This is a genomic window from Rhizorhabdus sp., assembly GCF_018006725.1.
Lineage (GTDB): Bacteria > Pseudomonadota > Alphaproteobacteria > Sphingomonadales > Sphingomonadaceae > Rhizorhabdus.
Map to the genome: position 1 here is coordinate 1 of NZ_JAGMXV010000157.1, position 11,590 is coordinate 11,590.

9 protein-coding genes are annotated in these 11,590 nt (G+C 65.8%); 3 read left to right on the forward strand and 6 right to left on the reverse strand.

The features are described from left to right. A partial coding sequence (locus KAY22_RS18685) for a zinc-binding dehydrogenase (RefSeq protein ID WP_296624802.1) occupies nucleotides 1-958 on the reverse strand: 958 nt, incomplete at its 3' end. 94 nt (nucleotides 959-1,052) lie between these two features. Between KAY22_RS18685 and KAY22_RS18690 the strand changes: the two genes are divergently transcribed. Continuing rightward, a complete protein-coding gene (locus KAY22_RS18690) occupies nucleotides 1,053-1,955 on the forward strand; it encodes a LysR family transcriptional regulator (protein WP_296624803.1) in 903 nt (300 codons plus the stop codon). Nucleotides 1,956-1,959: 4 nt separating this feature from the next. Here the strand turns inward: KAY22_RS18690 and KAY22_RS18695 are convergent, their stop codons facing one another. Then, nucleotides 1,960-2,274 (reverse strand): DUF3482 domain-containing protein, encoded by a 315-nt coding sequence (locus KAY22_RS18695; RefSeq protein ID WP_296624804.1) that lies wholly within the window; start codon nucleotides 2,272-2,274, stop codon nucleotides 1,960-1,962. Nucleotides 2,275-2,377: 103 nt separating this feature from the next. Beyond that, complete coding sequence (locus tag KAY22_RS18700) at nucleotides 2,378-3,922, reverse strand: fatty acyl-CoA synthetase (RefSeq protein WP_296624805.1); 1,545 nt, start codon at nucleotides 3,920-3,922, stop codon at nucleotides 2,378-2,380. A 227-nt stretch (nucleotides 3,923-4,149) separates the two neighbouring features. Between KAY22_RS18700 and KAY22_RS18705 the strand changes: the two genes are divergently transcribed. Then, nucleotides 4,150-5,262: a GAF domain-containing protein gene (locus tag KAY22_RS18705; protein ID WP_296624806.1), complete on the forward strand. Its 1,113-nt coding sequence runs from the start codon at nucleotides 4,150-4,152 to the stop codon at nucleotides 5,260-5,262. Nucleotides 5,263-5,344: 82 nt separating this feature from the next. Next, the gene (locus KAY22_RS18710; protein ID WP_296624807.1) at nucleotides 5,345-7,039 is read left to right on the forward strand and encodes a DUF6311 domain-containing protein; all 1,695 of its coding nucleotides are present in this window, start codon (nucleotides 5,345-5,347) and stop codon (nucleotides 7,037-7,039) included. A gap of 46 nt (nucleotides 7,040-7,085) precedes the next feature. Here the strand turns inward: KAY22_RS18710 and KAY22_RS18715 are convergent, their stop codons facing one another. From KAY22_RS18715 to KAY22_RS18725, 3 genes are all read right to left on the reverse strand, one after another. Beyond that, nucleotides 7,086-8,411, reverse strand: a complete 1,326-nt coding sequence (locus tag KAY22_RS18715; protein ID WP_296624808.1) for an amidohydrolase family protein — start codon at nucleotides 8,409-8,411, stop codon at nucleotides 7,086-7,088. Between the two features lie 25 nt (nucleotides 8,412-8,436). Next, nucleotides 8,437-10,254, reverse strand: a complete 1,818-nt coding sequence (locus tag KAY22_RS18720) for a DUF885 family protein (protein ID WP_296624809.1) — start codon at nucleotides 10,252-10,254, stop codon at nucleotides 8,437-8,439. A gap of 34 nt (nucleotides 10,255-10,288) precedes the next feature. Beyond that, the coding region (locus KAY22_RS18725; protein ID WP_296624810.1) for a tannase/feruloyl esterase family alpha/beta hydrolase at nucleotides 10,289-11,590 on the reverse strand (1,302 nt) is incomplete at its 5' end.

The following is an 11,590-nucleotide window of genomic DNA, read 5'->3' on the forward strand; positions in this document are numbered from 1 at the left end:
CCTTGGCACCACCGAAGGCCGTGCCACGCCAGTTGCGGCCGGTCACGAGCTGGAAGGGACGGGTCGCGATTTCCTTGCCGGCTTCGGCCACGCCGATGATGATCGAGGTGCCCCAGCCGCGGTGGCAGGCCTCGAGCGCGGTGCGCATCACCTCGGTGTTGCCGGTGGCGTCGAACGTATAGTCGGCGCCGCCGTCGGTCATCTCGACGACCTTGGCGACGACGTCCTCGCGGCCCATGCCCTTGCTGTTGAGGAAGGCGGTCATGCCGAAGCGGCGACCCCATTCCTCGCGGTCGGGATTGATGTCGACGCCGATGATCTTGCCAGCACCGGCCAGCTTCGCACCCTGGATCACGTTCAGGCCGATGCCGCCCAGGCCGAAGACGACGACATTGTCGCCAACCTGCACCTTGGCCGTGTTGATCACCGCACCGACGCCGGTGGTAACGCCGCAGCCGATATAGCAGCTGGTCTTGAACGGCGCGTCCTCGCGGATCTTGGCAACCGCGATCTCGGGCAGGACGGTGAAGTTGGAGAAGGTCGAGCAGCCCATATAGTGGAAGATCGGCTGACCCTTGTAGCTGAACCGGCTGGTCCCGTCGGGCATCAGCCCCTTGCCCTGGGTCGCGCGGATCGCGGTGCAGAGGTTGGTCTTGCCGCTGAGGCAGCTTTTGCACTGGCGACATTCGGGCGTGTAGAGCGGGATCACATGGTCGCCCGGCTTCACGCTGGTCACGCCCGCGCCGACTTCGCGCACCACGCCTGCGCCTTCATGGCCGAGGATCGAAGGGAAGATGCCCTCGCTGTCGAATCCGTCGAGCGTGTAGGCGTCGGTGTGGCAGATGCCCGTCGCCATGATTTCCACCAGCACCTCGCCCGCCTTGGGGCCTTCGAGGTCGACCTCGACGATTTCCAGCGGCTTCTTGGCTTCGAACGCAACGGCAGCACGGGTCTTCATGGCGGAATCTCCTGATCTTCCTGCCACATATATTGGTGCAATTCGAGGCGAAATAGCTAATTCTGCAAGGCATTAATTCCATGGAGCAACAATCATGTCCGATTGGGACGGGTTGGAGGAGATCGTCGCGATCGCCGATACCGGCAGCTTCGTCGGCGCGGCGCGGAGACTGGGCATATCGCCTTCGCAGGTCAGCCGGATAGTCCAGCGCCTTGAGACGCGTCTGAACGCCGAACTTTTCGAGCGGACGACCCGCTCTGTGCGACCGACCGAGCTGGGTCGCATGCTGGTCGACCAGAGCCGCCGGATCATCGACGAGCGTGACGAGGCACTGTCCATGGCGCGCGGCGAAAGCGAGATGCAGGGCGCACTGCGGCTCACCTGCTCGACCGCGCTCGGCGAACGCTTCATTGCCCCCATCGTCGGCCGGTTCATTCGCGCGCACCCGCGAATTTCGGTGTCGCTGGAACTGACCAACCGCGTCGTCGATCTGATAGCCGAGGGTTTCGACATCGGGATCCGGACCGGTCATCCCGTCGACCAGCGGCTCGATGCTCGGCAGATCGGGGCCCGGTCGCTCGTGCTGTGCGCGTCACCCGCCTATCTGGCAGGGCGCGGGCTACCCCGCACGCCGGCTGATCTGGAAATGCATGATTGCCTGATCGGGACGAGCGGTGTGTGGCATTTCAGCGAGAAGGGAACGCGGCGCACGCTTGTGCCGAGCGGTCGACTGCGCTGCAACAGCGGCACCGCGCTGGTGGCCGCTGCGCTTGATGGGCTGGGGATCTGCCAGTTGCCCGAATTTTACGTCCGCAATCACCTCGCAGCGGGGCGCCTAGTGCGGTTGCTCGACGGGTTTCTCGATGCCCCTGAACCGATCTGGGCCGTATGCCCGCACCGGCGGCATGCATTACCGAAGATACAGGCGATGCTCGCCGCCCTGGAGGCCGAACTCGGGGTGGAGATGGCGGCCGGGGCGGCGGCTCGAACGGGCTGAAGGATCAGCAGCGATTGCGATCCACATAATAGCGGCGGCCGTTGTCGTTGTAATAGCAGTCGCCGCGACGATCGCGATAGTAGCGCCGGTTCTTGGCGGTCAGCGCGCCGATCGCACCGCCGGCAGCAGCACCGATCGCTGCACCTTCGCCGACGCCCACACCGCCCACGACGGCGCCGAGAGCCGCACCGCCGGCCGCACCGATCGCCGCGCCGCGGGCAAGGCCGCGCTCGGTTGGATTGCTCGACTGGCAGGCAGAGAGTGCCAGCATGGCGGGGAGGGTGCAGAGCAGGATGCGGGACTTTGACAGGGCGATCATCTCGAAACTCCTTCTTGGCGACCGGGTGGGCACGGCCATGACAGGAACAACGTCGAACGATCGCTTTGGTTCTTTTCAAATTCTTGCTGACCGGCGGCCGGCTTCAGCCGGGCACCATCCGGCGCAGGTCGCGCTTCAATATCTTGCCGCTGGCATTGCGCGGCAGATCGTCGACGAAGACGAAGCGCTTGGGCCGCTTGAAGCCCGACAGATGCGTCGCGCAATGAGCCTCCAGATCCTCGGCATTCGGATCGGTTCCGGCCCGCTTCACGACGAAAGCGGTTACCGCCTCTATCCAGTGCGGATCGGGCAGGCCGATCACCGCAACCTCCGATACATGCGGATGCGCATAGATCGCTTCCTCGACTTCGCGTGAGGAGACATTCTCGCCGCCGGTCTTGATCATGTCCTTCTTTCGGTCGACCACGGTAATGAAACCGTCGGCGTCGATCGTCGCGAGGTCGCCGCTATGGAACCAGCCGCCGGCAAAGACGGTCTCCGAAAGCTCCGGTTGGCGCCAATAGCCCGACAGCAGTTGCGGCGAGCGGTGAACGATCTCGCCGATCTCGCCGGGCGCCACATCGCGCATCTCTTCGTCGACCACGCGGGTCTGCACATGCAGTGCAGGGCGTCCCGCCGATCCCCGCCGTGTCGCATGATCCTCCGGCTGCAGCACGGTAGCGACCGGCGCTATTTCGGTCTGGCCGTAGAGGTTCCAGAGCCGCAGACCGGGGATGCGCTCGCTGAGTTCCTCGATCACCGCAACCGGCATGATCGACGCTCCATAATAGCCCTTGGCGAGGCTGGAGATATCGTGCGCCTCGAACAGCGGCGACCGCAGGAACGATATCCAGACCGTAGGCGGTGCGAAGAAGGCGGTGACGCGATGGCGTTCGATCAGCGGAATCACCTGATCCGGTGCTGCGGAGGCGCTGATGATGCTTGTCGCACCCGCCTGGAGAGCCGGGCCCGCCATCGCGTCGAGCGCGGCGCAGTGGAACAGCGGCAATGCGTGAAGGATGACGGTGTCCGCAGTCCAGCCGCAGTCGAACAGGCAGCTCTGATATTGCCACAGGACCGCAGCATGGCTGAGCATGGCGCCCTTTGGGCGGCTTTCCGTCCCGCTCGTGTAGATGATCTGCAGCAGGTCGTCCGCTTCTGCCCGGTCGTCGATCGTGGCGCCGACGATGCAGAGATCGGTCCAGCGTCGCAGGCCGGAGGGGCTATCGCCATCATCGCTCTCGACCAGGAAGGTCGCTTCGATGGTGGTCGAGACCGCGCTTGAGGCCGTCCGCGCGAGTTCGACGAGGCCTGCGTCGACGAACATGAAACGCGCGCCCGAATGCTCCAATATATAGGCGATGTCCGCAGCGCCCAGCATGACGTTGATTGGAACGAGTACGGCGCCGATCCGCGCGACCGCGAAGCGGATTGCCAGGAAATAGTGGCTGTTACGCGCGAGAATGGCGATACGGTCGCCTTTGACCACGCCGAGGTCATCGAGCCCCGCCGCCAGTTCGTCGACGATCACGTCGAACTCGGCATAGCTCCAGCGCTGTTCTCGGAAAACCAGCGCGGGCTTGGTGCCATGGCGCGCAGCCGAACGCCGTAGCATGACGGACAGCGACTGGGGCTGCGCGGTGGTCACGATCGTCTCTCTCCTTTCGGCGCGGCTATGGGCGTCGCGTCCGGCACGTGATCTACCATGCCCCGCGCCTGCGACGAGAGGTAGTGTTTTGCTGCTGCTGGAATGGAGAAAACCGGTGTTTCGGAAAGCCCCCCGCATTTTCGCGACGTTGAACCATCATGTCGGCGGACTATGTTGAGGGTCGAATCTGTCGGCAGGCCGACCTAGGGAACAGGTGGAGTAACGCGATGCGTGGCTTGGTGGACCCCCAGCTTTATGATCGGGCGCGATTGGCGGCGCTGTCAGAATATGAAATTCTCGATACGCCCCCCGAGGCCGATTTCGACGATATCGTCCAACTGGCTGCCCAGCTTTGTGACACGCCCATTTCGCTGGTGAGCCTGCTCGAGACCGACCGGCAATGGTTCAAGGCGCGCGTCGGCCTGGAGCAGGACGAGACACCGATCGATCAGTCGGTTTGCAGGCTCGGCCTCGGTAGCAGTGAAATGCTGATCATTCCGGACCTGACAGCCGACCCGCGCACCGCTCGCAACAGTCTGGTCGATGTGGCGGACGGGGTCCGCTTCTACGCCGGAGCGCCCCTGATTGCACCAAAGGGCGAGGTGCTCGGCATGCTCTGCGTGATCGACCGTGAGCCCCGGCCGCAAGGTCTGACGGCCGCCCAGCAGGGCATGCTGGCCACGCTCGCGCGACAGGTGATCGCTCAGCTCGAACTCCGCCGGGCGATGCTGCGGCGCATGGAAGAGGATATCGAACGGCGTCAGCTCAACGAGCTCCTGTCCGAACGGCTCAATCAGACCTTGGCGATGATCAACGGGTTGGCGAGCCAGACATTGCGCGCTGTGCCGAGCAGGGGACCCGTCGAATCCTTTCAGAGCCGCCTCAATGCCTTGACCGAGGCGCACGAACTGCTCCAGCGCAAGAAATGGACAGAGACCGATATGCGCACGGTGGTTGCGAACAGCCTCGCGCGCCATGCGACGCCAGAGCGTTTCACGGCAACGGGACCGGCCGTGCAGCTTGCACCCAAGGGCGCGATCAGCACAGCGATGTTGCTTCACGAGCTCGGCAGCAACGCCGTCAAATATGGCGCACTGTCGGTTCCCGGCGGGTCGATCGCGGTCGAATGGAACCTCTCGGGCGAGGGCGACGACGCACTGTTGTCGCTCGGCTGGGCCGAAGCGGGCGGGCCTCCTGTCGTGACGCCGACGCAGCGCAGTTTTGGGGCCAAGTTGATCGCGATGGGGCTGGGCGGTGGCGGCGCCGTTCGGGAGAGCTATGGCCCCGAGGGCTATCGCGGCTGGTTCGAGGCGCCGCTGGTTCATCTCCAGCGCGAATGATGGCTGCTTGAGAGAGGCGCGCTGCTGGCCTAGAAACTGACCGGACCGGCCGGGGCGCCGCGCAAGGGGGCCAGGAGACGCCGTGGGGCAGGGGACGACAGTCACGACGAGCCGCGCGGCGATCCCGGCGGCGGGACTTCCCGACCGCGAGATCGTGGTGAGCGTCGCATTCGCGATTGTAGCCTTTCTGCTCGTCATCGGTCCTGCGCCGCTCGACCCGACCAACATAGCCTGGCTGGCCGATCACGATGCTGCCACAAACTATCTCGGCTGGGCCTTTTATCGCGCCGCGCCGTGGACATGGCCGATCGCAGCCAATCCCGATTATGGCATGGATATCGCCGGCAGCGTGATGATGGCGGACGCCAATCCGCTTCTCGCGATGCTTTTCAAACTGCTTGATCCCATATTGCCGCAGCCCTTCCAATATTTTGGCTGGTGGCTGCTCGGCTGCTTTGTGCTGCAAGCGCTGTTCGCCCGTGCCATCGCAGTCAGGATCGGCGCGGACGACCGGCAGCGTCCCGCTATCGTGCTGCTTTTTCTCTTCGCCCCATGCTTCCTCGCCCGGGCGGTCATGCCCGCCATCTTGCACCTCACCCTGTGCGGCCAATGGCTGATCCTTGCCGCGATCTGGCTCTATCTGTCCCCGGAGACGCATCGCAGGGCCTGGGGGTGGGGGGCACTGCTGACGCTGGCCGTTTTGATCCATCCCTATCTGCTGGCCATGGTGGCAGCGATCTGGGGTGCCGATCTGTGGCGGGGGATATCGGTAGCGAGCGGGCCGGCGTTGCGGCGCCTGCTTTTGGGAACCGCAGTGGGCTTCGCCGCCATGGCCGCGACCGCCTGGCTGACGGGGGTGCTCTGGCTCGCGAAGACCGGCGACGGCAGCGTCCATGCGATCTCGATCGAATGGGGCTTCGGTATCTACAAGGCCAATCTGCTTTCCCCGATCGACCCGCGCGGCTGGTCCTGGCTGATCCCGAGCCAGAGCACCACGGCGGAAGAGGTCGAGGGGTTCGCCTATCTCGGCGCTGGCGTGCTCGTGTTACTGGTAGCGTCGGTCTTCGTCGCGCGTAGCGTCGAGGGCTGGCCGCGCCGGGCTCCGCATCTCGGACTGGGCCTCGCGCTGGGCCTGCTCGGCCTCCTTGCGATAACGCCATATGTCGCGCTGGGCTCTCATGTCGCGCATCTGCCCTGGCCGACGCCGCTGGAAGCGCTCGGTCATATGTTCCGCAGCAGCGGTCGCTTCGCCTGGCCGCTGGTTTATTGGCTGATGGTCTCACTCTGCTGGGTCATGATCAGGGGCGTGGGACGCCGGAGCGCGGCCGCCCTGCTCTGGCTCGCCGCGATCGTGCAGATCGTCGACAGCAGCGCCGGCTGGCGGGGCGCCGCCGAAGCCTATGCCCGGCATGGCAATAGCTGGCAGACCTCGCTCAAATCGCCCTTCTGGACCGAAGCGGCCGGCCGCTATCGCGCGGTTCGGATGATCGTGCCCCGGAACCGCTATCCCGCCTATCGCGATATCGGCGTTTGGGCGCTGCGCCACGGCCTGAAGACCGACGTCATCTATCTCGCGCGCTACGATGCCGGATCCTTCGATGCACTCGTCCGCCGACGTATCGCAGAGCTCGAGGCATTGCTCTTGCCTGCCGATACGCTGTGGATCACCGATGGAGTTCTCGCCGCCGATCTCGCCCGCCTTGCGCAGTCCGGGCAGGGCCAGATCGTGACCGTCGACGGCATAACGGTCTTCGCGCCCGGCATGAAGGCGCGCTGACGGCCGCAGCCGGATCCGCCTCTACGACGGACCCGGCCCCAGGTCCTTAGTCGGCGAGCGTGCCGTGCGCGTCGTCGCGATAGATGCGGCCGCCCTTCATCACGAAGCTGATCGTGCGCAGCGCCGAGATGTCAGCGGTCGGATCGCTATCGACGGCGATGATGTCGGCGGCCATGCCCGGCGTCAGACGGCCGACCTGATCCTCGATGCCGAGCAGCTTCGCCGTCTGGGTCGTGCCCGACTGGAGCGCCTGCAGCGGGGTCATGCCCGCCTTCACATACAGCTCCGCTTCGGCCACTGTCGCGGTGGTGCCGCCATTGGGCTCGAACGGGAACTGGTCGGTGCCGAGGCCGATGTTGACGCCCAGACGGATCGCCTTCTGCAGCATCGCCCAATGGTCCTTGCCGGTCGAATCGACCCGATCGAGATACCAGTCGGGCGAGCCGATCTTCTTGTAGAACTCCTTGGCGCCTTCTTGGGTGACGACGGCGGTGGGCACCAGCCAGACCCCCTTCGCCTTCATCTCCTTCAAATTCTCGTCGCTCAGGTGATAGCCATGTTCGAAGCAGTTGATGCCCATGGCGAGCGACTGCTTGGCGGCTTCGGCTGAGCCATTATGCGCCGTCACCTTGATGCCGTTGCGGTGCGCGACGTCGATCAGCGTCTTCAGTTCCTCGTCGGTCATCGGCGCCGCGGAAATGCTGCCATGGGTGTCGGCAATACCGCCCGAAATGGCGATCTTGATCCAGTCGGCGCCCTGCTTGATCTGCTCGCGCACGGCATGGGCCAGCGCATAGGGACCGTCCGCCTCGAGCGAACCATGACCGCCGGTCGGGACGATGATCTCGCCAGCCGTCTTGATGCGCGGGCCGATGATCTCACCCTTTTCGATCGCGCGGCGGACGGCGAAATCGACGCCGTGGTCCTCGCCGACGAGCCGCAGGGTCGTCACGCCCGCGAGCAGAGACTTGCGGGCATTGGCGGCCATGCGCAGCGCGAGCTGCGGGTCGGTCTCGTTCGCCAGTGCCGCACCCTCGGCGCCCGGCAGCTTGAGGCCGAGATGGACGTGCATGTTCATCAGGCCGGGGGCGAGCCACTTGCCGCCCATCGACACGACTTCGGCGCCCTCCGGAATCTTCACTGATGCGGCGGGGCCGGCGGCGAGGATTTTGCCGTCGCGCACCACCAGCACGCCGTTGCGGATCGGGGCACCGCCGTCGATCGCCACGATATTGGCGTCGGTCAGCGCGATCGTCTTGCTGCTCGCCTGCGCCTTGACCGGCTCGGCGGAAGCCGCCGCATAGGCGGTGGCCGGCATGGCGATCCCGGCCAGCAGGGCAAGGATCGCAATTCGGAATGTCCTGGTCTTCATGTCTTCGATTGTCCCGGATGGAGTGTCAGGCAGAGGCCCATTGCGCGACGGCCTTTTCGAGGACCGCCATCGGCATCGGACCGGAGGTGAGGATGAGGTCGTGGAAGCCGCGTATGTCGAAGCGGTCGCCCATCGTCTTGCGGGCGGCCTCGCGCGCCGCGACGATGCGGTTGGCGCCGACCTTGAAGCTGCATGCCTGCCCCGGATAGACCGCATAGCGTGTCACTTCGCGCTCGGTCGCCAGCGGCTGCTCGCCGGCATTGTCGACCATCCACGCGACAGCCTGGTCCTTGGTCCAGCGCTCATGATGAATGCCCGTATCGACCACGATCCGCGCGGCGCGGAACAGCTGCGACTGCAGTTCCCCGATGCGGCCGAACGGGTCGTTGTCGAAAATGCCCAGTTCGGCTGCGACCTGCTGCGCATAGAGCGCCCAGCCCTCGGTATAGGCCGAGAAGCGCACGACCTTGCGGAACAGCGGGAGCGCCGGGGCGTGGTTGAGGACGCTATACTGGAAATGGTGGCCCGGTACCGCCTCGTGATGGGTCAGAGTCGGCAGCCGCCAGGTCGCATGTTCGCTCGGATGCTGCAAGTTGAGCGAATAGACGCCGGGCTCACCGGGTGCGCCCTCGCTATAGAAGGCCCCGGGCGCGCCCGCCTCGATCGCCGGTGGAATGCGGCGGACGACGACGGGATCGACCGTGGAGATACCAAAGGCCTGAGGCAGCCGCGCGGTGACGTCCTTGATGTAGCCGGTGGCGAGCGCCAGCAGCTTCTCGCGGCCGGCATCGTCGTCGCTGACCTTGAAGCGGGCGTCCTGGTTGAGCGCGCCGATGCGCGCGCCGACCGAACCCTGCGACAGGCCCTGCGCCTTCAGCAGCGTATCGATCTGTTCGATCAGCTGGCGGCACTGTTCCAGCCCCAGCTTGTGAAGATCGCCCGGCGCGATGTCGGCGGTCGTGTTGGAGCGGACCGCCGCTGCGTAATAGGCATCGCCATCGGGCAGGCGCCACACACCGGCGACGTCGACAGCCTTGGGAGCGATCGCTTCGAAAGCGGCGATCTGCCGGTCGAGCGCGGGGACGATCCGCTCACGGAAGATGCTCTCGGCGCGGGCAGCGTCGCCCTGGCGGCCGAGCGCGGCCAGCTTCTTCAGCGCCGGTGCGATAAGCGCGGATTCGAGCGGCTTGCCGTCGCGCAGCCCCTTTATCTGAGCGATCGTCTTGGCGATTACGAAGTCAGGCGGGACGATGCCCATCGCCGCATCGTGCCGGATCCGCTCGCTCTCCTGGTCGAGCGCGACGGCGAGCGCGGCGAGGCGGCTGAACCAGGCGTCGGCATCGGCGGCGTCCTTGATCGGATGGCGCCCGCCGATGAAATCGGGCAGCCAGTAATAGGCGCCGTTCATCTGGCTGACGACATAGGGGCTCGGCCGCAGGTTCATGTCCATATAGCCATAGCGGCCGAGCATGTCGTCGAGCGTCTCATAGACGTACAGCGCCACGTCGCGATCGAGCGCCGCGCGGGGGGACAGCCCGGCGGGTGACAGGGCGCGCAGTTGCTGCAGGCCCAGCTTTACCGCCGCACGGTCGGTCTCGCGGGCCGCGAGCGAGCGGTCGTCGAGCCGCCCGCGCAGATAGGCGTTGGCGCCCTTGTCATAATCATTGCCGGTCGCCTCTTCGGGCGAGCGGCGCAGAAAGGCCTCGGTATGACGCTGGAGCAGCGCCTGCAGCGCGGCATCGGCCGATCCGGTCGCCGCCCAGACGCCCTGCATCGGCCCTGCGAGGCTGAGCGCGGTGGTGCCGGCGGCGGCATGAAGGAAGCGGCGACGATCGATCAACACGGGAACACTCCTGGGGAAAGGGCGAAGGATTATCTTATTGGACCTTGTAGGTCGGAAGCATCTCCACCGCTTGCTCACTGCCGGCAGGTGCAGGGAAGCTCTGGATGAAGGTCGCGCCATCGGCGGTGGTGGCGGGTGTGCGATGGGCTGCGCGCAGGGTGGCGGGCGGCCGGTCATTCTCCACCCAGTCCTCCATCGCCGCGATATAGTCTATCGCGAAGCGGCCATCGCCGCCCCAGCAATGCTCCATGCCAGGGACCATCACGAGCCGGGCAAAGGCTTCGGTGGAGGCGGGGCCGCCCATGGTGCGGGTGACCGCGCCATAATAGTCGACGCTGTTGAGCGGGGCGACGCGGGCGTCGGCCCAGCCATGGTAGATCAGCAGCTTGCCACCGCGATCCTTGTAAGCGCGCAGGTCGGGATTGGAGGCGGAGTAGAGCACTTCATATTCGCGCAGCCGGTCGGGATCGCGATCGAAGTCGAACGCCTTGGCTTCCCAGCCGGGGCCGAAGTCGGACTGGATGTAGCGCGTCGTGTCCGTGCCGGAGCGGGTCGCCGAGGCGGGGCCACCGATCGACAGAAAGGCGCGCCAGCCCATTTCCGATCCCGGCAGGAAACCGCCGCCTTGATAGACTGGCTGGCCCTTCGCATTCACCGGGCCGGCATAGACCTTCCGCGCGGCTTCGATCTGTTCGGGGGTCAGGCAGTCGCCGGCCTTGCCGGTGCAGCCCAGCGTCGCGGGATCGAATGGAGCGAGGGGATTGCCGATGACGCCGTCCCTGCGCCCATCGGCCGCGTCGAGAGCAGTGACCGCGCCCCGGTGGAGGATGGCGAGGCTGCGGTCGTCGAAGATCGGGCTGCCGTCGGCACGCGCGAGGCTGTTGAGCGTCCAGACGAAGCTCATCGAGGTTCCGGCCTCGCTGACGACCGGCGCGCCGGCGATGATGCCGTCGAAATCCTCTGGGAAACGCTGGGCAGAGACGAGGCCCTGACGCCCGCCGGTCGAGCAGCCCATGAAATAGGAACGCTTGGCCGGCTGCGCGTAGAAGGCGTTGACGATCGCCTTGCCGACGAGGGCGGTGCGGTGGGTGGCGCGATAGGCGAAGTCGATCTTCGCTTCGGTGTTGCGCCAGGCCCAGAGCCCGTCACCGGGCCCCGAGCGATGCCCCATGTCGGACAGGATGCAGGCATAACCGCGCGCGACAGGATAGTCGCACTCGCGCGCCCACAGCGATTCCCCGGCCATGCCGCAGGATCCGGTGCAGCCGGCGTAGAAGAATTTGCCGTTCCATCCGGAGGCGGGAAGGGTGATCTGGAAGTTGGTGTTGGGCGACAC

What these genes read in the sequence shown, in the direction of transcription:
- KAY22_RS18695 (WP_296624804.1), bottom strand. Translation starts at nt 2,274, where the DNA reads ATGATCGCCCTGTCAAAGTCCCGCATCCTGCTCTGCACCCTCCCCGCC.
- KAY22_RS18705 (WP_296624806.1), top strand. Translation starts at nt 4,150, where the DNA reads ATGCGTGGCTTGGTGGACCCCCAGCTTTATGATCGGGCGCGATTGGCG.
- KAY22_RS18690 (WP_296624803.1), top strand. Translation starts at nt 1,053, where the DNA reads ATGTCCGATTGGGACGGGTTGGAGGAGATCGTCGCGATCGCCGATACC.
- KAY22_RS18715 (WP_296624808.1), bottom strand. Translation starts at nt 8,411, where the DNA reads ATGAAGACCAGGACATTCCGAATTGCGATCCTTGCCCTGCTGGCCGGG.